The organism is Corynebacterium sp. 2571A, from assembly GCF_055700935.1.
Map to the genome: position 1 here is coordinate 69,955 of NZ_JASTTE010000003.1, position 22,546 is coordinate 92,500.

Annotated in this window: 18 protein-coding genes; 12 read left to right on the forward strand and 6 right to left on the reverse strand. The window is 67.3% G+C overall.

Annotated elements, in window-relative coordinates; translation table 11 throughout:
- Positions 1–8 precede the first annotated feature (8 nt).
- Positions 9–863 carry a 16S rRNA (cytidine(1402)-2'-O)-methyltransferase gene (gene rsmI, locus QQS53_RS06805; protein WP_472775124.1) on the forward strand — a complete coding sequence of 285 codons (855 nt, stop codon included), beginning with the start codon at positions 9–11 and terminating at the stop codon, positions 861–863.
- A 297-nt stretch (positions 864–1,160) separates the two neighbouring features.
- Entirely contained in the window at positions 1,161–2,984 is a 1,824-nt protein-coding gene (locus QQS53_RS06810; RefSeq protein ID WP_472775125.1) for a BCCT family transporter, read from the forward strand.
- Between the two features lie 188 nt (positions 2,985–3,172).
- Here QQS53_RS06810 and QQS53_RS06815 read toward each other — a convergent pair whose 3' ends face one another.
- Complete coding sequence (locus QQS53_RS06815; protein WP_472775126.1) at positions 3,173–4,174, reverse strand: HNH endonuclease signature motif containing protein; 1,002 nt, start codon at positions 4,172–4,174, stop codon at positions 3,173–3,175.
- A 230-nt stretch (positions 4,175–4,404) separates the two neighbouring features.
- Here QQS53_RS06815 and metG point away from each other — a divergent pair, with 230 nt between their 5' ends.
- Complete coding sequence (metG, locus tag QQS53_RS06820) at positions 4,405–6,237, forward strand: methionine--tRNA ligase (RefSeq protein WP_472775127.1); 1,833 nt, start codon at positions 4,405–4,407, stop codon at positions 6,235–6,237.
- A 77-nt stretch (positions 6,238–6,314) separates the two neighbouring features.
- Here metG and QQS53_RS06825 read toward each other — a convergent pair whose 3' ends face one another.
- Entirely contained in the window at positions 6,315–6,821 is a 507-nt protein-coding gene (locus QQS53_RS06825; RefSeq protein WP_472775128.1) for a GNAT family N-acetyltransferase, read from the reverse strand.
- 69 nt (positions 6,822–6,890) lie between these two features.
- On the opposite strand from QQS53_RS06825, the gene QQS53_RS06830 reads away from it, so the two are divergent.
- The 4 genes from QQS53_RS06830 to QQS53_RS06845 all read left to right on the forward strand — a co-directional run bounded on the left by QQS53_RS06830 (position 6,891) and on the right by QQS53_RS06845 (position 11,029).
- Positions 6,891–7,712 carry a TatD family hydrolase gene (locus tag QQS53_RS06830; protein WP_472775129.1) on the forward strand — a complete coding sequence of 274 codons (822 nt, stop codon included), beginning with the start codon at positions 6,891–6,893 and terminating at the stop codon, positions 7,710–7,712.
- Between the two features lie 275 nt (positions 7,713–7,987).
- Positions 7,988–9,136, forward strand: coding sequence for a transglycosylase family protein (locus QQS53_RS06835; RefSeq protein WP_472775130.1), 1,149 nt, complete (start codon positions 7,988–7,990; stop codon positions 9,134–9,136).
- 34 nt (positions 9,137–9,170) lie between these two features.
- The gene (gene rsmA / locus QQS53_RS06840; RefSeq protein ID WP_472775131.1) at positions 9,171–10,049 is read left to right on the forward strand and encodes a 16S rRNA (adenine(1518)-N(6)/adenine(1519)-N(6))-dimethyltransferase RsmA; all 879 of its coding nucleotides are present in this window, start codon (positions 9,171–9,173) and stop codon (positions 10,047–10,049) included.
- On the forward strand, positions 10,049–11,029 hold the full coding sequence (locus QQS53_RS06845) for a 4-(cytidine 5'-diphospho)-2-C-methyl-D-erythritol kinase (protein ID WP_472775132.1): 981 nt from the start codon (positions 10,049–10,051) through the stop codon (positions 11,027–11,029). Before rsmA ends, QQS53_RS06845 begins: the two co-directional genes overlap by 1 nt.
- Here the strand turns inward: QQS53_RS06845 and QQS53_RS06850 are convergent.
- Positions 11,026–12,330, reverse strand: a complete 1,305-nt coding sequence (locus QQS53_RS06850; RefSeq protein ID WP_472775133.1) for a hypothetical protein — start codon at positions 12,328–12,330, stop codon at positions 11,026–11,028. The genes QQS53_RS06845 and QQS53_RS06850 overlap by 4 nt on opposite strands.
- 76 nt (positions 12,331–12,406) lie before the next feature.
- On the opposite strand from QQS53_RS06850, the gene QQS53_RS06855 reads away from it, so the two are divergent.
- From QQS53_RS06855 to QQS53_RS06870, 4 genes are all read left to right on the forward strand, one after another.
- A complete protein-coding gene (locus QQS53_RS06855) occupies positions 12,407–14,206 on the forward strand; it encodes an ABC-F family ATP-binding cassette domain-containing protein (protein ID WP_472775134.1) in 1,800 nt (599 codons plus the stop codon).
- Entirely contained in the window at positions 14,182–15,909 is a 1,728-nt protein-coding gene (locus QQS53_RS06860) for an alpha/beta-hydrolase family protein (protein ID WP_472775135.1), read from the forward strand. Before QQS53_RS06855 ends, QQS53_RS06860 begins: the two co-directional genes overlap by 25 nt.
- A gap of 98 nt (positions 15,910–16,007) precedes the next feature.
- Positions 16,008–16,595: a hypothetical protein gene (locus QQS53_RS06865; protein ID WP_472775136.1), complete on the forward strand. Its 588-nt coding sequence runs from the start codon at positions 16,008–16,010 to the stop codon at positions 16,593–16,595.
- Positions 16,596–16,703: 108 nt separating this feature from the next.
- On the forward strand, positions 16,704–17,030 hold the full coding sequence (locus tag QQS53_RS06870) for a putative quinol monooxygenase (protein WP_296204898.1): 327 nt from the start codon (positions 16,704–16,706) through the stop codon (positions 17,028–17,030).
- Here QQS53_RS06870 and QQS53_RS06875 read toward each other — a convergent pair.
- Together QQS53_RS06875 and QQS53_RS06880 are read right to left on the reverse strand one after the other, a co-directional pair.
- Positions 17,027–19,366 (reverse strand): acyltransferase family protein, encoded by a 2,340-nt coding sequence (locus QQS53_RS06875; RefSeq protein WP_472775137.1) that lies wholly within the window; start codon positions 19,364–19,366, stop codon positions 17,027–17,029. The genes QQS53_RS06870 and QQS53_RS06875 overlap by 4 nt on opposite strands.
- Before the next feature lie 79 nt (positions 19,367–19,445).
- On the reverse strand, positions 19,446–20,270 hold the full coding sequence (locus tag QQS53_RS06880; RefSeq protein WP_472775138.1) for an HAD family hydrolase: 825 nt from the start codon (positions 20,268–20,270) through the stop codon (positions 19,446–19,448).
- A gap of 61 nt (positions 20,271–20,331) precedes the next feature.
- Here QQS53_RS06880 and QQS53_RS06885 point away from each other — a divergent pair, with 61 nt between their 5' ends.
- A complete protein-coding gene (locus QQS53_RS06885; protein ID WP_472775139.1) occupies positions 20,332–21,378 on the forward strand; it encodes a 3-hydroxyisobutyryl-CoA hydrolase in 1,047 nt (348 codons plus the stop codon).
- Positions 21,379–21,394: 16 nt separating this feature from the next.
- Here the strand turns inward: QQS53_RS06885 and QQS53_RS06890 are convergent, their stop codons facing one another.
- On the reverse strand, positions 21,395–22,543 hold the full coding sequence (locus tag QQS53_RS06890) for a glycosyltransferase family 4 protein (protein WP_472775140.1): 1,149 nt from the start codon (positions 22,541–22,543) through the stop codon (positions 21,395–21,397).
- Between the last annotated feature and the right edge of the window lie 3 nt (positions 22,544–22,546).

Here is a 22,546-nt window from a genome sequence, read left to right on the forward strand (position 1 = left end):
TATTAGGTATGAGCTTTGAGTTTTCGCTGGAGCCGCTGCCGCGCGGCGTCGTGCTGGCCGCCACCCCGTTGGGCAACCCGGGGGACGCCAGCGCGCGCCTTCTGCAGGCGCTGGGGCAGGCCGACGTCGTCGCGGCGGAAGACACCCGCCGCGTGCGGGCGCTGGCCCAAGCCCTGGGCGTGGAGATTCGGGGCAAGGTGGTCTCCAACTTCGACCACAACGAAGACGCCCGCGCCGCCGGGCTTATCGATGCCGCCCGCTCCGGCACCGTCCTCGTCGTCACCGATGCCGGCATGCCGATTGTCTCCGACCCGGGGCACTCCCTGGTGGTCGCTGCCGCCGAGGCGGGCGTGCGGGTGACCTGCCTGCCGGGCCCGTCCGCGGTGACCACCGCACTGGCGCTGTCCGGGCTGGGGGTGGGGCACTTCATCTTCGACGGTTTCGCCCCGCGCAAGGGCGGGCCGCGGCGCAAGTGGCTCGAGTCGCTGCGCGGCCAGGAGCGCGCCGTGGTCTTCTTCGAGTCCCCGCACCGGCTGGCTGAGACGCTCGAGGCGGCCGCCGAGGTGCTGGGGGAGGGCAGGCCCGCGGCGGTCTGCCGCGAGCTGACCAAGACCTACGAGGAGGTCAAGCGCGGCACGCTGGGGCAGCTGGCCGAGTGGGCGGGCGAGAACGCGCGCGGCGAGATCACCGTGGTCATCGAGGGCGGTAGCGCCGCTGCCGTGAGCGTGGACGAGCTGGTGCCCAAGGCCCAGGAGCTCGCCGCGGCGGGGCTGCGGCTCAAGGCGGCGTGCAAGCAGGTCGCCGGCGAGGCGGGGGTGTCGAGCCGCGAGCTCTACGATGCCGTCTTAGCCGCCCGCGACTAGCCGCCCGGAACGGGCCTTTCGGGGCCCGTTGCCGTGGCTGGCAGTTGCCTGAGACCGGCGGCGAAAAAATACTGTGTTTTTGGTCTACTTGCAGGGAAAATAACCGTTCACAGCAATTCTTAATCTAATTGTTATAGAAACGTGTTGTGTCACCGTCGGAAAACTAAAAGACTAGCGGATATGCCGGACAGCGTGATGGTCACGGCGCGGCGAAAATCGGGGATAAAGCCCGGAGATTAAGGAAAAAACGCGCTCCGCAATTTGAAAGACTTTCCGGTTTAGAACAACCTGGATTGCATGACAAATTCGGAAAACAACGTGCCTGAAGGGGCGGATCCGCACGATCCGGACGTGCTGGATTCCAAACCGGTAGATCAAAAATACGAAACCGTTGATGAGGCGCTGGACGGCCAGTCGGCAACCAGCCAGCTGGCTTCCATGCTGGACAACAAGAGCCTTTCCTCCGAAAAGCACGAGGAAGAGCCTGTTGAGATGGCCGCCGATGGCGACGCCAAGATCGACTGGACCGTGACCGGCATTGCCGGGGCGTTGGTTCTGGCTATCGTCATCTGGGGCCTGGCCGGCGCCGACAGCTTCGCTGAGTTCTCCGGCAAGGCCCTGAACCTGGTCGTCGATAACTTCGGCTGGGCCTACGTGCTGTTTACCACCATCTTCGTGGTCTTCGTCGTCGCTATCGCGGTCTCCAAGTTCGGTGCCATTCGCCTGGGCCATATAGACGAGGAGCCGGAGTTCTCCACGCCGTCGTGGATCGCGATGATGTTCGCGGCCGGCATGGGCATCGGCCTGATGTTCTACGGCGCGTCCGAGCCGCTGGCCTTCTACCGTGACGGGGTTCCGGATCACAACCCGCACGAGGTCGACACCGCTATGGCAACCGCCATGTTCCACTGGACGCTCCACCCCTGGGGCATCTATGCCATCGTGGGCCTGGCTATTGCGTACTCCACCTTCCGTATTGGTCGTAAGCAGCTGCTGTCCTCGGCCTTCGTGCCGCTCATCGGTGAGAAGGGCGCGGCCGGCCCGGTCGGCAAGCTGATTGATATCCTGTCGATTTTCGCCACCGTCTTCGGCACCGCCTGCTCCCTGGGCCTGGGCGCCCTGCAGATTCAGGCTGGCCTGTCCGCCTCCGGCATCATCGAGGATCCGGGCAACGGCGTGGTCATCGGCATCGTTCTGGTTCTGACCCTGGCCTTTATTCTGTCCGCTCTGTCGGGCGTGGGCCGCGGCATCCAGTACCTGTCCAACGCCAACATGGTCATGGCCGCGCTGCTGGCGATCTTCGTGTTCATCGTTGGCCCGACCGTCAACATCCTGAACCTGGTGCCGGGCTCCATCGGCGCCTACCTGGATAACTTCACCGAGATGATCGGCCGTACCGCCGAGTCCGCCAACGGCGAGGCCGGCGAGTGGCTCAGCGGCTACACCATTTTCTACTGGGCATGGTGGGTGTCTTGGTCGCCGTTCGTCGGTATGTTCCTGGCACGTATTTCCCGCGGCCGTTCCGTCCGCGAGTTCTGCGTCGGCGTCCTGCTGGTGCCGGCTGGCGTGTCCACCCTGTGGTTCGCTATCTTCGGCGGCTCGGCCATCCACGCTGAGCAGACCGGCAACTCGATTTCCGGCGAGAGCGCCGAGGAAGAGCTGTTCAACCTGCTCAACAGCATGCCGCTCGGGGCGATTGCTTCCATCATCGCCATGATTTTGCTGGCGACGTTCTTCATCACCTCCGCGGACTCCGCGTCGACGGTGATGGGCTCGATGTCGCAGAACGGCAAGTCCGATGCCCAGCCGTGGCTGTCCGCCACCTGGGGCGTGCTGACCGCCGCCGTCGGCCTGACCCTGCTGCTGGTCAACGAGGACTCGCTGAATAACCTGCAGAACGTCACCATCGTGGCCGCCGCGCCGTTCCTGGTGATTGTCGTGCTGCTGATGTTCGCCATCGTCAAGGATCTGCGCAACGACGTCATCTACCTTGAGTACCGCGAATCCCAGGCCTTCCAACGCAAGCTCGCCCGCGAGCGCCGCCTGCACCGCGAGTACCAGCGCGCACAGGAGAACAAGCGCCGCCGCGCCGAGCGCCTCAAGCTCAAGCGCAAGCACTAAATCTCTCGCGCACGCGACGAAAGCGCACCGACCCCTTTGCGGGCGGTGCGCTTTTTCTGGTTGAGGCACGCCGAGTATGCGCTACGGAGTGGTTTCCGTGGCGCCTTTTCTTGTGCCTTTGCTTGTTGCCCGGCAGTCGCGGGGTTTGGTTGACTTTGTTGTTCCTTTTCCCTCGGCTGACTCCCGTGTCAGCCGCCGCTCCAGGGTGGGTCCCAGGTGACTTTGCCGTGTCTTCGGTTGACTCTTCCGTGTCTGGGGTAGGCGGGGTCGTCGTCGTTCCAGGAGTTGTGGAACTCGCACAACAAGGTCAGGTTTTCTTGGTTGGTTTCTCCGCCGCCTGCCCAGGGGTGGATGTGGTGGACCTGGCACTCATCCGCAGGCTTCCTACAGTTCGGCCAGGCACAGGTGGTGGTCTCGGCTTTGGCCATGTCCTTCTGCTTGGGCGAGGCATGCCGTTGGTAACGGTATTGGTTGACCGGCCCGCGCCTCGGGTCCACCAGGGTGGCAAGGCCGGCGTCTAGGAGGCATTGGCGGACGTAGTCGGCACCGGTCATGGTGGTGCCGTTGCTTAGCTGCAAGGTGATGTCATCCCCGTCGCCGGCGAGGATGCGCACCCAGTCGGGAAGGGAGATGACCACGTGGGTGGTCTTGGGTTGTTTTTCTAGGCCGCCGCTGAACAAGGCTTCCACGTCGGGGATGGTCTTAATGCTGGCCCAGAGGTTTTCTACCAGCTGCGGGTCCCCGGTAATAGAGAAGGTGCTGGGTCCGTCTTTGCGGCGGGTCACGCGCACGCCTTCGGCGGGTGGGGCCGGGCGGTTGAGCTCCAGAACCTTTTGGTTGGCAAGCCGGCGGAGTTGTTTGGTGGTGCCGGGGGTGTTGCACAGTTCGATGAGCATGGCCCAGGCGTCGCCCTGGTGGCGCACCCGGCGGAAGGCGTTGTCCAGTACCAAGAGGGTGTCGAGGTGGTGGCCGGATTCGGCGGCGGCTCGGCGGGCGGCGGCCTGTTTGCGCGTATAGGACGTTTTCCCGAAGAAGGTCTGGCACGCACGGTGGTGCGCGGCGGCGGCGACGTCGGACATGACAGCCTTCAAAGCGGGCAGGCTGAGCTGGCGGCACAGGTCCAGGTAGCTGATCCCGTCCGCGAAGATGGCGTGCGCTGCTTTGAGTGTGTCCATGGCTGTCGTTGTCATGACTCACACGCTAGAAGCCCCTGACAACCCCTACAAGGGCCGAAGACCCGATCTGTGGATAACTCGGGGCAATATAACCGCCCTGCGCAAACTATCCACAGGCCGAAAACGGCCGTTTTTGCGGCGCCACCTGCCCAAAGGCCGAAAAATGGAGCAATGTGCCCAAGTAGGCATCGTTAAGCGCGGGACTGAAGTAGGAGGCCCGGGCGGAATTCGATAGGCTAGTAGGCATGACTGAGTCGGTAGTTGTAAACGTTGCCTGGCCGTATGCCAACGGCCCCCGCCATATCGGACACGTGGCGGGGTTCGGCGTCCCTTCGGATGTGTTCGCGCGCTACCAGCGAATGCGCGGCCGCAACGTGCTGATGGTCTCCGGCACGGACGAGCACGGCACCCCGCTGCTGGTGCAGGCCGACAAGGAAGGCATCTCGGTCCGCGAGCTGGCCGACCGCTACAACCGGCAGATCGCCGAAGACTTGGCGGGCTTGGGCCTGTCCTACGACCTGTTCACCCGCACCACCACCCGCAACCACTACGCGGTGGTCCAGGAGCTGTTCAAGGGCCTCTACGCCAACGGCTACATGATCAAGGAGACCACCAAGGGTGCGATCTCCCCGTCGACGGGCCGCACGCTGCCGGACCGCTACATCGAGGGCACCTGCCCCATCTGCGGTGCTGACGATGCCCGCGGCGACCAGTGCGACAACTGTGGCAACCAGCTGGACCCGGCCGACCTGATTAACCCGGTGTCCAAGATTAACGGCGAGACCCCCGAATTTATCGACACGGAGCACTTCCTGCTGGACCTGCCGTCGCTGGCCGACGCGCTGCGTGAGTGGCTGTCCACCCGCGAGGACTGGCGCCCCAACGTGCTGAAGTTCTCCCTGAACCTGCTGAAAGACATCCGCCCGCGCGCGATGACCCGCGACATCGACTGGGGCATCCCGATCCCGGTCGAGGGCTGGGAGGAAAACTCCGCCAAGAAGCTCTACGTGTGGTTCGACGCGGTTATCGGCTACCTGTCTGCCTCCATCGAGTGGGCCCACCGCACCGGCAACCCGGACGCGTGGAAGGACTACTGGCAGAACCCGGAGGCGCGCCACTACTACTTCCAGGGCAAGGACAACATCACCTTCCACTCCCAGATCTGGCCGGCCGAGCTGCTGGGCTATGCCGGCCGCGGGGCCAAGGGCGGCGAGCAGCACGCGCTGGGCGAGCTGAACCTGCCGACGGAGATCGTCTCCTCGGAGTTCCTCACGATGTCCGGCTCGAAGTTCTCTTCGTCGAAGGGCGTGGTCATCTACGTCAAGGACTTCCTGAAGGAATTCGGCCCGGACCCGCTGCGCTATTTCATCGCCGTCGCCGGCCCGGAGAACACGGACACGGACTTCACCTGGGACGAGTTCGTCCGCCGCATTAACAACGAGCTGGCCAACGGCTGGGGCAACCTGGTCAACCGGACGGTCTCGATGGCGCACAAGAACTTCGGCGAGGTGCCGGCCCCGGCTAGCCTCACCGAGGCCGACAAGAAGATTCTGGAGCTGGCGGAGGAGTCTTTCGCCACCGTCGCGGAGGCCCTGGAGCACTCCAAGTTCAAGGTGGCCATCACGGCGGCCATGCACGTCGTCGGCGAGGCAAACGCCTACATCGCCGACCAAGAGCCGTGGAAGCTGGCCAAGGACGACAGCCAGCGCGAGCGCCTGGCGACGGTCCTGTGGACGGCCCTGCAGGTCGTCTCCGACTGCAACGTCATGCTCACCCCGTTCCTGCCGCACATCGCCCAGCAGGTCCACGAGACCCTGGGGCGCAGCGGCGTCTGGGCGGCGGAACCGCGCATCGAGGAGGTTGCTGACGACCTGCCGGTCGAGCTGGTCGGCGTGGGCCTGCCCCCGCAGGGGCACACGTACCCCATCATCACGGGTGACTATGACCAGCAGCAGGCCACCTGGGCCCGCGTGGACGTCGAACCGGGCACCGCGCTGGCTAAGCCGAAGCCGCTCATCGCCAAGCTGGATCCGGAGCTCGGCGAGACCGGCCCGGAGTGGGCGCCGGTCCAGAAATAACCGGGCCAGAAAATCGCGCGACTAGAAAATAGGCGCGCACCCCGAAGACTCCCGCTAGATGCCAGCGGGGGTCTTTACTACTTGAAGTGGCGCTGCAGGTGCACCAGGCCCAGGCGCTGGTCGTTCTTGGTGTGGATATTTGGCATGCGGCCGGTCTCCTCGAAGCCGAGCTTGCGGTGCAGCGCCAGGGAGGCCTCGTTCGTGTCAACGATGTAGGTGATCATCGTGTGCACGTAGGGGTTGGCCCCGGCGTGCTCGACGACGGCGCTGAGCAACGCGGTGCCGACCCCGCGCCCGGTGGCGGCGGGGGAGAGGTAGATGGTGTCCTCGACGGTGCCGTAGTAGAGGCCCGGGATGACGAACTGGAAGTAGGCGGCGAAACCGATGACCCCACTGTCGTCGGTGGCGACGAAGACGGGGTAGCCGTCGGCGTCCAGGTCGGCTATCCACTTGGCGCGGTCGGCGCCGGATTCCTGCCAGGTGACGAGGTTGTTGGCCGGGTTGGCGTTGGTGCCGGCGTTGAAGATGTCGGCGATGGCGTCGGCATCGTCGGCCGTGGCGCGGCGAATCTGGAAATCTGCCAAGGTTTTCGGCTCCTTAGTCTCTACTACGGTTGTTCCGTTAAGAAACAGTACCCCGCCTATAATGGCGCCATGTCGAAAAAGAAGCGCCCGACCCCGCAACCTGCTGAATTTATCCCGCACCTGGTGGATGCCCACACCCACTTGGCGTCGACTGGCGAGGCCGCTGAGCTTGTTGAGCGCGCCCGCGCCGCCGGTGTGGAGAAGCTGTGCACGGTAGGCGATGGCCTGGACGAGGCCGCCGCCGCGCTGCGCACGGCGCAGGAGTTCCCGGACGTCTACGCCGCCTGCGCCATCCACCCCACCCGCGCCCAGGAGCTGGACGCGCCCGCCCGCGAGAAGCTGCGCGAGATGGCTGCGGATCCGCGCTGCGTGGCCATCGGGGAGACCGGCCTGGACACCTACTGGATTAAGCACAGCCCGGAAAACACCGCCTCCCTGGAGGTCCAGGAGGAGGCGCTGCGCTGGCACATCGACCTGGCGGTGGAGACCGGCAAGACGCTGATGATCCACAACCGCGAGGCGGACGCAGACTTGCTCCGCGTGCTTGCCGATGCCCCCGCCCCGCCGCGCACCATGCTGCACTGTTTTTCCTCGCCGCTGGACGTGGCCAAGGAGGCCATCGAGCGCGGCTATATCCTCTCGTTCGCGGGCAACGTGACCTTCAAGCGCAACGAGGAGATGCGCCAGGCCGCCGCGCTCGCCCCGGCCGGCCAGCTGCTGATTGAGACGGACGCGCCGTATATGACGCCGGAGCCCTACCGCGGGTCCCGCAACGAGCCGGCCTTTATCGGCCACACCGCGGCGTGCGTGGCGCAGGCGCGCGGCATGCGCGTCGAGGAGCTGGCAGAAGAGGTCTCGGCCACCTTCGACGCGGTCTACGGGCTGGCCTAAAGCCTCAGGTGTGGCGATCTTCACACGGGCCGTTTCCGCAGGTAGCCGGTGGTGGCTGTGAATGCAGTGGTAGTTGGTGGCGCTGGGGAGGTCGTGTCCGTTTAGTTCTCGACTGAGCTGGGCTGTTATCGTACTGTTATTAAAAGTTGACGCCGAGGCCGCCAGCACGCGAATTGCGTGAACCGCGTGCGGCTAGGGCGCACCCACGTGGATAACACCATGGGTAAAACCAGCCGTGTCCCCAGCAGAAGAAAGCTCAGAGAGTTTAGAGTTCGATGACTACTTCCCACCAGATTAAGCGCATCAACAACACCCGTTCCCTGCCCCTGCGCATCGCCACCGGCGGCGTGCTGGGCACCCTGGCCGTCGGCGGCGTCGTGGCCGTCGGCGCCCAGAAGGACGTCACCGTCGACGTCAACGGGGAAGAGGTCGCGCTGGCTACCTTCGCCAAGGACGTCGATGGCGCGCTGGACAGCGCCGGCATTCAGGTCGGCGACGAGGACGTGGTCTACCCGGCGCCGTCCGAGGGCCTGCGCGGCGGGGACACCATCACCGTGCGCACCGCGAAGCCGGTCGCCGTGACCGTCGATGGTGCGCAGCAGAAGCTGTCCTCGACCGCCCTGACCGTTGAGGACCTGGTCGGCCAGCTGGAAAACATCGCCCCAGGCGCGGCCATCCTGGCCGGCGGCTCCGAGGCGAACGCCTCCGACAAGGTCACCGAGAACATGTCGCTGGAGGTCGTCAGCCCGAAGATTGTCCGCATCAACGACGGCGGCAAGGTCACCTACACCAAGATCGCGGCCAAGACCGTCGGCGACGTGTTGAAGGACCGCGGCATAGAGGTCGGCAAGGACGACCAGGTCACCCCGGGCGTCGACGAAGCGCTGACCGAGGGCATGGAAATTAACGTCGACAAGATCTCCACGGACGAATTCGACGTCACCGAGGAATTCGACGCCGAGCCGAACTACGTCGACGACCCGGAGCTCGAGGAGGGCACCGAGGAGGTCCGCGAGGAAGGCGCCCCGGGCGAGCGCACCAAGACCTTCCGCGTGGTGACCAAGAACGGCAAGGAAGAGTCCAAGGACGTCATCAGGGAAGAGGTCCACAAGGAGCCGACCGCCGCCGTGGTTGCCCGCGGCACCAAGAAGGCCGCCTCCGCCCCGGCCGTGGCCGGCGGCTCGGTCTGGGACTCCCTCGTGCAGTGCGAGGCCGGCGGCGACTGGAACATCAACACCGGCAACGGCTTCTCCGGCGGCCTGCAGTTCACCCCGTCCACCTGGGCGGGCCACGGTGGCACCGAATACGCCCCGGAGGCCTGGCAGGCCACCCGCGAGCAGCAGATTGCGGTCGCCGAGGGCGTGCAGGCATCGCAGGGCTGGGGCGCCTGGCCGGCCTGCACCGCCAAGATGGGTCTGCGCTAAATACCGCCGCGGGCATGGACTAAGATGGGTGCCCATGAGTGACACCCTCCTGGGCCCGCAAGAAATCCGCCAGCTGGCGCAGCAGCTGGAGGTAACCCCCACCAAGAAGTGGGGGCAGAATTTCCTGCTGGATCCGAACACCATCCGCCGGATCGTCGCCGCCGCAGAGGTCGGCCCAGAAGATCGGGTCATTGAGGTCGGCCCGGGGCTGGGCTCGCTGACGCTCGGGCTGGTGAGCCAGGCCGCCCAGGTCACCGCCGTGGAGATCGATCCGCGCCTGGCCGGGCAGCTGCCGAAGACCGTCGCCGAGCGCGATCCCGCCAACGCGGCGAAGCTCGCCGTGGTGGAAAAAGACGCGCTGAAAATCACCGCGGGCGAGCTGGGGGAGCCGACCGCGCTGGTGGCCAACCTGCCGTACAACGTCGCGGTGCCGGTTCTGCTGCACCTGCTCGCGGCCTACCCGTCCATCGAGCGAGTGCTGGTCATGGTCCAGCTGGAAGTCGCCCAGCGGCTGGCGGCGCAGCCGGGCAGCAAGATTTACGGCGTGCCCAGCGTCAAGGCCGCCTTTTACGGCAAGGTGCGGCAGGCGGGCACCATCGGGCGCAACGTCTTTTGGCCCGCGCCGAATATTGAGTCTGGCCTGGTGCGCATCGATTGCTACCGCCCGGGCCAGGCGCCCTGGCCGGTCGCGGAAGAGGCCCGCGCGAAGCTCTGGCCGGTTGTCGATGCCGCCTTCGCCCAGCGCCGCAAAACCCTCCGCGCCAGCCTGGCCGGGCACTTTGGCTCCGCCAACGCGGCGGAAGAGGCGCTGCGGGCGGCGGGCATCGACCCGCGCCAGCGCGGCGAGAAACTCGCGGTGGAAGACTTCGCCCGGCTGGCGGGCATCGCCGGGCAGGCAGGGGAGGCGAACTAATGGGTGACTATGCGGTGCGGGCGCTCGCGCACGCCAAGGTGAACCTGCACCTGGGCGTCGGTGATGCGCGCGAGGATGGCTACCACGAGCTAGTCAGTGTGTTTCAGGCCCTGGATATCCACGACGTCGTGGAGCTGAAAACCCGCGGTACCGTGCGGGCGGGAGAGCCGACCGTGGTGGGCATGGAGGTTGCCGGCGCTTACGCCCACGGGGTACCGGCCGATGAGCAGAACCTGGCGTGGCGGGCCGTGGAGATGGTCGCGCGTGCCTTTCGGGATCGTGGGGTAGGCGAGCTGCCCGGCGTTTATATCGTGCTGAGCAAGGGGATTCCGGCGGCCGGCGGGATGGCCGGCGGCTCGGCGGACGCGGCCGCGGCGCTGCGGGCGGCCAATGAGGTCTTTGCCCGGGGCAGCGGGCGGGCCGGGCTGGGCGAGCCGGAGCTGTACCGGGCGGCCGAAGAGCTGGGGTCGGACGTGCCGTTTACCCTGATGGGCGGCACGGCGTTGGGTACGGGCCGGGGAGAGAGGCTCGCGGAGATGCTCACGCGCAGCTCTTACTGCTGGGCGCTTATTACCTCCGCGGAAGGTTTGTCGACCCCGGCGGTCTTCGGGGAGCTGGACCGGCTCCGCGCGGCCGGACAGGGGGGCACCCCGCGCCTGGATGCGCAGCCGGTCGCGCAGGCGCTGCTGCGCGGGACGCCGGAGGCGCTCGCCGAGGTGCTGGCGAATGACCTGCAGCCGGCGTCGCTGAGCCTGCGCCCGGACCTGCGCCAGACGCTGCGGGTGGGGGAGGCCGCGGGTGCGCTGGCGGGCATCGTCTCGGGCTCGGGCCCCACCTGCGCCTTCTTGTGCGCGGACCCGGAGGCCGCGGCCGACGTGGTGGGGGAAGTCACCACGGAAATCCCCGGCACGCGGGGACTCGTAGCCCGCGGGCCCGCCCGCGGGGCGCACCTAGTGGAGGCGGCAGGCTCGGAGGACTAGAGGACTTCCATCTCCGTGACCGGGGTCTCCAGCTCGACGCGCTTGACGACTTCCTTCTTGAACAGGTCGATGATGACCAGTTCCTTCTGGTTGGCGTCGGTGACATACGCGTAGCCGTTCGCCGCCTTCAGGATGGGGCCGGGGGCCTGCCATTCCTCGTTTTCGGTCCACGGGGAAATCGCCTCGATGCTGTCGGTGACCTCGGCCGAATCAGGGTCGATGACGTTGAGTTTGCCGTCGGTGGTCAGCACCAGCCCCTCGCCGAGCGGGCCGCGGGCCAGGGAGCGGAACCAGTAGCTGCCCTCCAGGTCGACGGTGCGGGCGGTGCGATCCTCGGCGTTGATGAGGGCCACGGAGGTGGGGCGCTCGTGCTCGGCGTTAGCGTCGGTCTTGTTGTCGGCCAGGATGATGTTGGATTCTTCCGAGCCGGCGGCGTTGCCGGAGCGCTGGTAGCCGTCCTTGCCGGCGAACGCGGAGACGTCGACCTTGTGGAAGTCGGAGCCGTCGAAGACGACGGGGCCGTCCTCGCAGCCGAAGACAATATTGCCGTTCTGGGCGGCGGCCTCGCCGTGCACGCCGGGGCACTCGGTGGTCTCGGCGAGCTTCTTGCCGCCCGCGTCTAGGTGCACGATGGTGTGGCGCTCGTCCTCGGTGCCCTTGGTGACCACCACGGAGCCGTCCTTTAACGGCACGGCCACTCCGTGGTGCGGGGCGCCGGTATCGACGGTGTTGACGGGGTCGGCGGCGGTGCCGTCGGTGACCATGTCGTCGGTCTTGTAGATCTTGGCCTTACCGTCGCCGTCGGAGAAGAGCGCCGTGTAGCCGTCGTGGCTGACCACGTGGCCGGCGTGGGGGAGGCCGTCGAAGGTGGCATCGCTAAGCGCGGGGTCCTGGACGAAGTAGTGGAAGTGGTCGCCGTGGGCCTGGCGGATGAGCCCCATGTCGAAGGCCTGGAACTTGTCGCCGCGGGTGACCAGGGCGTGGCGTCCGTCGCCGGCGGGGTTCAGACGCTTGAAGCCGGAGGCCTCGTCGCGGCCGATTTCCTCGCCGGTCTTGGCGTCCAGGCTGATGAGCTCGTCGTCGGTGCTGAGCAGGATGCGGCCGGGCAGCTGGGCGACCTCTTCCTGGCCGGCGGCGGCCTCGACCCCGTCGTGGTGGTGCTCGTGCTCGGAGTGACCGGCGGCAGAGTGTCCGGCCTCGGAGGGCTGCGACTCGGCGCTGTCGTCGGGGCGGGAGCAGCCGGTGACCAACAGTCCGGCGGCGGTTAAAGCGGCAAGGGTGCGAATAGTCGATTTCTGCATACCGAAAGACTATTGCAAATAGTATTCAACTGCAATAAGGGGTGTGGTGGGCGGCGAAGTAAGATGGTGGGCTGTTATGGCGAACCTTTTAAACTTGGAACAAGTCAGCAAGTCCTATGGCCTAAAAACCCTGCTCGACGGGGTGTCGCTGGGCGTGCAGACGGGAGACCGCATCGGCATCGTCGGGGTCAACGGCGGGGGTAAGACGACCCTGCTGGAGGTCTTGAGCGGCATCGCGGAGCCGGACGCGGGGCGGGTCAGCCACGCCAACGATCTGCGCATGGCGGTGGTAACCCAGCGCTTCGAGCTGGACGAGCAGCTGACCATTGCTGACTGCGTCGTGGCGCCACTCGGCCTGGAGACCTACGAGTGGGCCTCGAACGCGAAGGTGCGCGACGCGCTGTCGGGGCTGGGCATCGCGGAGCTGGGCCTGGAGACCCCGGTCGGGCAGCTCTCCGGCGGGGAGAAGCGCCGCGTGAGCCTGGCCGCGGCCCTGGTCAAGGACCTGGACCTGGTGGTTTTGGACGAGCCGACCAACCACCTCGACGTCGAGGGCGTGCAATGGCTGGCCCAGCACCTTCTGGCGCGCAAGCTGGCGCTCATCGTGGTCACCCACGACCGCTGGTTCCTGGACACGGTGGCCACGCTGACCTGGGAGGTCCACGACGCCACCGTCGATGTCTACGAGGGCGGCTACAACGACTGGACCTTCGCGCGGGCGGAGCGGGCCCGGCAGGCCGACGCCATGGAGCAGCGCCGCCGCAACCTGGCGCGCAAGGAGCTGGCCTGGCTGCGCCGCGGCGCGCCGGCGCGCACCTCGAAGCCGCGCTACCGCGTCGAGGCGGCCGAGGCGCTGATCGCCGACGTGCCCGCCCCGCGCGACAAGGTCGAGCTGATGAGCTTTTCCAAGCAGCGCCAGGGCAGGGTGGTCATCGAGCTGGAGGACGCGACCATCGCCGCCCCGGACGGGCGCGTGCTGCTCGATCACTTCACGTGGCGCCTGGCCCCGGGCGAGCGCATCGGCCTGGTGGGCGTGAACGGCTCCGGCAAGACCACCCTGCTGCGCGCGTTGGCTGGCGACTACGAGCTGGCTGCCGGCAAGCGCATCGAAGGCCAGACCGTGCGGCTGGGCTGGCTGCGCCAGGAGCTCGACGACCTGGACCCGCAGCGCCGGCTCATCGACGCCGTCGAGGACGTGGCCACCTACGTCCAGCTAGGCAAGAAGGAACTGTCCGCCTCCCAGCTGGCCGAGCGCCTGGGCTTTAGCCCGAAGCGCCAGCGCACCCCGGTCGGGGATCTCTCCGGCGGCGAGCGCCGCCGCCTGCAGCTAACCCGCGTGCTCATGGCGGAGCCGAACATCTTGCTGCTGGACGAGCCGACCAACGACTTAGACATCGACACCCTCCAGGAGCTGGAGTCCCTGCTGGACTCCTGGCCGGGCACCCTCGTGGTCATCTCCCACGACCGCTACCTCATCGAGCGCATCGCCGACAACGCCTACGCGCTGTTCGGCGACGGGAAGCTCACGCACCTGCCCGGCGGCATCGACGAGTACCTGCGTCGCCGCGCCGAGCAGGAAGCCGCCGCCGAGCGCGGGGTCATCAACCTGGGCGACGGCGAGTCCCCGGCGCCGGAGAAGAAGGGCTTGTCGCAGGCCGAGGAGCGCACCATCACCAAGAAGATGAACGCGCTCGAGCGCAAGATCACCAAGCTGGACCAGCAGATAGACCAGGTCAACCAGGAGATGGCCGAGGCCGCCGAACAGGTCGATACTGAGCGGCTGACGGCGCTGGATGCGACACTGAAGGGGCACCGGCAGCAGCGCGAGGAATTGGAAATGGAATGGTTGGAATGGGGCGAAAAGCTGGAAGCGTAGCGTTAGACCACGCGCGCGACGTCTTCTCCCGGCTTAACGCCTGGGGCGCGCTGGCCGCCGCGATCTTCTTCGTTATCGGGCTGACCCCGTCCATCCTGCCGCGCACCTGGTACTACCAGGGCCTTATCTGCGGCCTGGCGGCAGGCCTGGGCTACCTGGTGGGGCTCGGCCTCGAGTGGCTGTGGACCCGGATCGTGAGGCGCTACCTCGCGCCGCGCTACCGCTGGCTCGACGCGGAGACGTGGTCGCCTCGGCAACGGACCTTCACCGCCTACGCCTTCTACGCCGTGCTGGGCGTCTGGGTGCTGGCGGTGACCTTCTACTCGGTGCGGTGGCAGCGCGACGTCGCCGATAACTTCTCGGTGCCGGCGCTCAGCCTGCCCAAGTACCTGCTGGTCCTGCCGGTGGCCCTGGCCGTGTTCACCGCGCTGGTCATCGTGGCCCGCGGGCTGCGGAACCTGGTCCGCGCGCTGGGGCGGGCGATCCCTGGCAACTGGCCGCGGCGCCGCCGCCAGCTCATCGCCGCCGTGGTGGTCGCCGCGCTCGGCGTCTACCTGCTCGACAGCGTGGTCCCGGGCGTTATCGTGCGTGCCGGGGAGAAGATCTTTACCGCCCAGAACGCCGACCCAGACCCGGCCACGCGCGCGCCCGCCAACCCGGAGCGCTCCGGCTCGCCTGACTCCGTCATCGACTTCGACGGGGTGGGGCTGCAGGGCTCGCGCTTCTTGAACGCCGGGGCCTCGCGCGCGGAACTTGAACGCGTGACCGGGCGCCCGGCGAAAGAACCCATCCGCGCTTATGCCGGCCTGGGCAACGGCGCGACGAATACGGAGCGCGCCCGCCTGCTCATCGAAGAACTGGAGCGGACTAACGCCACCGAGCGCGAGGCCATCCTGCTGGTGATGACCACGGGCACGGGCTGGGTTTCGTCCTACTCCGCCCAGGGCTTCGAGCTGCTCTACGGCGGGGACACCGCGGTGGTCGCCGCGCAGTACTCGGCTATGCCCTCGGCCTTCCACTTCCTGGCCGGCGGCGAGCAGGTCGAGCGCGCCGGGCAGGAATTCATCACCCCGATTGTTGACTGGTGGAACACCCTGCCGCGCCAGGACCGCCCGCGGCTCTACCTCTACGGCGAGTCGCTGGGCACCACCGGCATCGAGGCGTCCTTTTCCGGGCTCCGCGACATTGCCAACTCCGTCGACGGCATCCTGCTGACCGGCCCGCCGCACTTCAACCGGCTGCGCACCCAGTTCGTGGAGCGCCGCGACCCCGGCACCACGGAGATCAACCCGGTCTACGCCGGCGGTCTGGTGGTGCGTTTCGCCACCGCCAGCGCCCAGGCCCGCGAGTGGGCCAGCCTGCCGGAGCAGGAGTGGGGGCCGACCCGCATGTTGTATATCCAGCACACCTCGGACCCGGTCAGCTGGTGGTCGCCGGGCCTGACCTGGCGCGAGCCCGACTGGATGAGTGAGGACACCCAGGCCAGCCGCGACTCCGCGATGTCCTGGTTCCCGGTGATTACCTCCCTGCAGGTCGCCGCGGACCTGCCGGGCGCGAAGAACGTCCCAGACGGCGCCGGCCACAACTACGGCGAGTCCGTCATCGACGGCTTCGTTTCTATCGCCGGCCCGGGACTTGCCGCCCAGCGCGATCTCGGCGAACTGCACCGGCAGTTCGCGGAGCTTGATGTCGACAAGTACTAGCGGCCACTAAGGCGCAAAGGATTACAAAGCGGTATCGATCCGCCGCCACGGGCCGGCTCGCGTGGCGAAAGCCGGGCGGGGCTGGCAAGGTCGGGGTTATGCGCAACCACCGAAACCGTAAGTTTTGTACCGTCCTGGCCGCCGTCGCCGTGACCTTCGGCGGGACGCAGGCCGCCCAGGCCCAGGTGCTGCCGCAGCCGGCCGACCTGTCCTCCCAGGCAGGCGCCCAGGTCGAGCAGCTGTCCTCGCAGATCCCGCAGGTGGAGCTGCCCGCCCAGGCCTACGAGGCCGCCGACCGCTTTGGCATCCAGCTGCCGGCCTTCATCGTCCCGCCCCAGGGCGCCGCCTTCGCCCAGGTCCGCTCCGACCTCGGCGCCGCCACCCACGCCCACCTGGTCAAGCAGGGCCACCACCCGAACCCGAACGCCGCCGGCATCGCCCAGCAGTGGGCCGACGAGGCCGCGGCCGGCAAGGTAAGCTTCGACGGCAAGGTCGGCCACGGTACCGCGGCTGCCGATGCCGGCGAGGGCTCCGTTCACCGCCTGACCGAGCAGGAAGCCCGCGAGCGCACCGCCTGGCTCAACCGCGACGTCCCGGTCACCCGGATCGACGACGGCCGCGGCTTCGGCGTGGCCACCGCCACCGACGGAAAGTTCGTCTACGTGGCCGAGTTCTTCCTGCGCTAGCAGGAACTAAAACGCACCACAAGGCGCAGGGAAACCCCCGGGATCCGTGTGATCAGCGCCTCCTCGGCGAGCTAAGGCCCCATCCACCCAGACGGGTAGGATGGGGCCATGATTTTCATCAACGTTCAATTCCACGTCAAGCCCGAGTACGCCGAGACCTTCCTCGATGAGATCGACTGGTACACCCAGGCCTGCAACGCTGAGGAGGGCTGCCTGGACTTCAAGTGGTTCCGGGATCCGGAAGACCGCCAGAAGTTCCTGCTGCTGGAGACCTACGCCGACGGCAAGGACGTCGACCACGTCCAGTCCGAGCACTTCGAGCGCTCCTGCCGCGAGTTCCCGCAGTACCTGGTCGAGACCCCGGACATCATCAACTTCCACATCGAGGGTAAGGAGTCCTGGGACAAGATGGCAGAGTTTAAGGTCGAGGACTAGACCTCGCACTTAGTTGTCGTGGCCTTCTCCCCGTGGGCATAGCGCAGCAGCCCGTAGTAGAAGGCCAGGGCATATTGGTCGGTGCCCACGCCCGCCACCGGATGGATCCCGTCTTCGCGCAGGTAGTTCGGGTCGTGCTGGGCGTGTGAGCACCAGTCCGCCAGGTAGACGTTGTCGTATTTTTTCACCGCGGCGATGGTCTCCTGCCGCGCCGTGGTCATCCAGTCGCGGTCGCCATAGGGGGTGGCGATGAGCACCGTGCGCTTTGGCCCGATGATCTTCATCATCTGATCTATTTCATCATCCAGCTGCGGGCCGTTGGTGCCGAATCCCAAAAAGACCGTGTCCCGCAGCTGGCCCGAATCCGCGAGCTGCTGGATGGCCGGCAGGCCTTGGTCGTAGTGCCGGGAGACCGCCGCGTCGATATAGATGCCGGGGAAGCGGTCCTGCAGCGACTGGCTGGAGGCCAGCATCACGGAATCCCCCACGGCCGTAATCTCGTCGCCGCTGGGCATGGGGTGCACCATGTCCGGGCTCTTCTTGTCCTCCGAGGCCTTGTCATTCGGGGCACCAGCGGCGTCCCCGCCGCCCTGGCCCGCGCTTTTCTCGCTGGGCGCCTGGGCGTTGTTGGACTGGTTCTGGGCCGCCAGATCATCCAGTTCCTGCTCGAAGGAGGTCTTGTCGCCGGAGTGGCTAAGGCCCCAGGCGATGCCGCCGAGGGAGCTGAAGACCAGCACGGGGACCAGCGGCCACGCCGCCACCTTCCACGCCGAGCGCAGCGTGGGCCAGTCGGGGCGGGCGGACCAGAAATCGCGGGCGGTGGTGCGGTAGCCGCGGCGGCGCAGCGGGTTCTCAATGCACCGGTAGCTCAGCTCCGCCAGCCCGGCGGAGAGCAGCAGGGCGACGGTACCCACGGCCCACACGTGTGCGTCCCCGGTGAGCTCGCGCACGATGATGACGATGGGCCAGTGCCACAGGTACAGGGAGAACGAGCGCTTGCCGGCCCAGCGCATGAAGCGGTTAGCGAACAGGGCGTTGAGTAGCGGGCGCTCGGCCAGGATGCCGCAGATGATCGCCACCCCCAGCACGCTGGAGGCCAGCAGCCCGCCGCGGTAGGTCAGCGCCAGGTCGTCGGCCATGAACATAAGCTGCGCGGCGTAGGCGACCAACGCCACCAGGCCTACGGCCTCGGCCACGCGCCGCCCGGACGCGGAGTAGTGCGGCCACGCGGGCGCTTCCGGGTTGGGGTTGCGGGTGGTGATGATGAGCGATAGGCCCGCGCCGGCCAGCAGGCCGAAGGCGTGGGTGTCGGTGCCGTAGTAGACGCGGGTCGGATCCTCGCCCGGGGTAAAGATCCAGGCCATCGCCAGCGCGGAGGCCACCCCCAGCGCCACGCTGACCCCTAGCGCTAGGCGCCGCGGCTGGCGCCTGCCCAGGGAGAACAGCCCCAGGATAATCAGCGGCCAGAGCAGGTAGAACTGCTCTTCCACGGCCAGGGACCAGTAGTGGGCAAAGACCTGGACCTCGTTGTCGGCGAAGTAGGACTGGGAGGTAGCTATCTGGACCCAGTTGTTGGCGAAGAACAGGGTGCCGAAGAACTGCTCGCGCAGGTTGACGGCGATATCGCCGCCGATCGCGCCGACGAGTGCGGTGCAGATCGCCAGCACGGCCACGGCCGCCGGCAGGATGCGGCGGAAGCGCCGGACCCAAAAATCGCGCAGGCTGATCCCGCCGGTGACGTCGAATTCCCGCACCAGCAGCGAGGTAATCAAAAACCCGGACAGGACGAAGAACATGTCCACGCCCAGGTAGCCGCCCGGCAGCACATTACCAAAGAAGTGGTAGACGATGACCGCGGCGACCGCGAGGCCGCGCAGCCCGTCGAGGGCAGGCACGTAGCGCAGCCGAGCCGTATTCTTCTTCGGGGCCGGCTTTTTCGACGCGGCGTCGCGGCCGCCGCCTATCTCCCGCGGGCGCGGCGACGCAGGGGAGGAACCCACCTTGCCGCCCGCCGGCAGCGCCGCCGGCGCGGCCTTGGCCACGCGGGACTTAGGGGCAGCGGCAGCCTTAGGTGCGTAGCCCACCACCTGGGGAGCGGCCTTGACCACCGGGCGGCGGGGGTTTGCCGGCTGCGCCGAACGGCCGGCGGGCAGTGCCTTGCGCTCTGGGTGGGGCCCGAGCGCCGGCTGGGCCGGCGGGGCCAAGGAGGCGGGGGAGGAGGGTGGTGTGCTCGGGGCAGCCGGCACGCCGCTAGCGCGGGTACTCTGGCTGCGACTGCGGCGCGAGTCAAGCTTTTGGGCTACGCGTTTGCCCAGTTTGCCGGCCTTAGAACTCACCACTCGCTCCTACCTAGCTGGGGAAAATAATCGCGCCCTGATCCGCGAGTCAGACTCAGTGCCAGGGCGATGGTGGGGATTATTCTCCAAACCAGTCGCGGAGTACTTCTAACACGCCGTTGTTGAGATTGGAGGGAGCTTGGAAATCCGCGATTTCTTTCAGGCGGCGGTGAGCATTCTCCATCGCCACGGCGGTGCCGGCCGCCTGGAGCAGCTGAAAATCGTTGAGGTAGTCGCCGAAGGCGGCGGTCTGCTCCATCGGGATGCCCAGCTTCGCGGCCAGCTGTTCCAACGCGTGGCCCTTATCCGCGTCGGCGGACATGATGTCCAGCCAGTTCTTGCCAGAAATCGCCAGGTTGTTGCCGGCGGCCGCGGCCCGCAGGTGCGGGGCGACGTGCTCTTCGGAGTCGGCCGTGCAGTAGACCGCCAGCTTGACCAGCGGCTTATCGGCCGCCACCCGCGCCAGGTCGTCCACCACGGTCACGGAGTGGTAGTACTTGTCGATTTCAGCCCGGATGGCAGCCGGGGTGCCGGCGGCGATGTAGGCGGTCTCCGGGGCACAGAGGACCACCGCGTAAGTATGGGCACTGTCGGCACTGTCAATGCCCGCGCAGGCGCCCAGGCAGGCGGTGACCACGTCGGCGGGCAGCTGCGTGGTGTCCACGACCGTGCCGCGGTGGCTGACCACGGTCCCGTTTTCTGCGATGAAGGAGTCGATGCCGCTAATGTCGGCGAACATGTCGCGGAGGGTGGCCAGCTGCCGGCCGGACGCCGGCACTAGGACCACGCCTAGATCGTGGAGCCGGGCGGCGAGCTCGGGGAAGCCGGCGGGGATGCGGCCTTCGCCGTCGAGGAGGGTTCCGTCCATGTCGAGGGCGATGAGCCGGGGAGTAGGTGCAGGCATAATGATCCTCCGTGAAGTGTGGGGCTGCGGCGCCGCTGTGTGACGTGGAATACTGGATACCATGACTGAACACAACGATGCCCCAGTAATTCTTGACGTCCGCAACAGTACCGGAGTGGTGGAGCTCAACCGGCCCAAGGCCTTGAATTCGCTCAACCCGGAGATGGTCGACAGGATTGTTGAGGGCCTGAACCAGTGGCGGGACGACAACGCCATCGAGCAGGTGCTTTTTGTCTCCCGCAGCCCGAAGGCCTACTGCGCCGGTGGCGACGTGCGCGCGGCACGGGAGGGCCTCATTGATGGCAACGTTGGGGAGGTCGACCAGTTCTTCCAAGACGAGTACGCCATGAACGCCCAGCTGGCGCACTACCCGAAGCCGGTCATCGCGGTTCTCGACGGGATCGTCATGGGCGGGGGAGTAGGCATCTCCGTGCACGGCAGCCACCGCATTGTCACGGACAAGACTTTCGCCTCCATGCCGGAGATGAACATCGGCTACGTCACCGACGTCGGCGCGGGATATGCCGCCCAGCGGGCGGTGGGCACCCGCGGGAAGTCATCGCCGGCGCTGGCGAAGTTCTGGGCGCTGACCGGCTACCGGATGTACGCCGCGGATCTGCTCTACTCCGGCCTGGCTACCCACTACGTCAAGGACGCCGAGGCCGTGGTGGAAGACATCGTCGAGCGCGGGATCGATGCCGCGCTGGGCGAGCACTCCACCCAGCCGGAAGAGGCGGCCCCGATGGCAGAATTCATCGACGATATTGAGGCCATTTTCGGCGCGCCGACGTGGGAGGAAATCTCTCAGCGCCTGGAGCAGGCCGGTAATGAGGAGCTGGCGCGCAAGGTCGCGGAGCTTACCCAGGCCGCCAGCCCGACCTCGCTAGTGGCCGCGGCTGAGCTGCTGGCGGCCGAGGAGCGCGCCGCCAGCGTCGACGACGCGCTGGCCATGGAAAATGCGCTCGGGAAATACCTGCGCGGGCTGCCCGACTTCCGCGAGGGCGTGCGCGCGGTGCTAGTGGATAAGACCCAGGACGCGACCTTCACGCCGGCTGCTGCCAGCCAGGTCGACGTGGAAGGAATCCGCGCGGCGCTGGGCCGCGTGTAGACACGCGGCGTTAAGCCTAGGCGGGGCGGTAGAGCGGGCCGTCGATGGCCCGCTGGTAGGTCTCAACCAGGGAGCGGGTCGCCGCCTCCCAGGACCACCGCTCGGCCTCGGCGCGCGCGGCCTCACCCATGGCGGCGCGACGGTCGGCATCGCCTAGCAATCCCGCCAGAGCCGCGGCCCACGCGCTGTCGGAGGCGTCCTCGTCGACCAGCAGGCCGGTCTTCTCGTCGTCGATGACAAACGGGATGCCGCCCGCGCGGGTGCCGACCACCGGCACGCCGGAGGCGAAGGATTCCAGGGCCACCAGGCCCAGGGTCTCGGTCCGGGAGGGGAAGCAGAAGACGTCGCCGCAGGCGAAGGCCGCGGCCAGCTCGTCGCCGGAGAGGTAACCGGTAAAGACCGCCTCGTCGGGGCCGAACTGCTTCGCCAGCTGCTCGGAGTATGGGCCGGCGCCGACCACCGCCAGGCGCGCGCCGGGCACGCGCTCGCGGACACGCGCCATGATGCCGGGCAGGCGGTCCAAGTCCTTTTCCTTGGACACGCGCCCCACGTAGGTAACCAGCGGGGCTTCGGGGTGCCCGTCAGTCAGCCGGGAGCGCATGTCCTCGCTGTAGCGGCGCGGGTAGTAGTTGTCCGTGTCCACCGCCTTGGGCCACAGCGAGACGTTGTTGATGCCCAGTTCCCGGGCGCGCTCGACCATGGGGTCTGAGGTACACAGGTTTTCTACCGCCTGATTGTGCAGGTAGCGCAGCGCCGCCTCCGTGGCCGGCCGGACCCAACCGATGCCTAAGGCGTCGACGTATTCCGGCAGGTTCGTGTGGAAGCTGCCCACCAGGGGCAGGGCCTCGCGGCGGGCGGCCCACACGCCCAGGGCCGCGGTCCAAATCGGGTTGACCACGTGCACGACGTCGGCGTCGAAGCGCCGCAGCCGGTGCAGCACCCGCGGATCCGGCAGTCCCCATTTCAGCTCGGGGTAGACCGGCCACAGGGACAGCGAGGGGATGGAGACGACCTCGAAGCCGGCGTAGGTGGCCGGCGGGTTACCGGGGGCGAAGACCAAGACCTCGTGCCCGGCGGCGTGCAGCTGCCACAGGGTGTGGGTAAGCCGCGTGACGACCCCGTCGATTTTGGGTAGGAAGACTTCCGTGAAGATGGCAATGCGCACGGT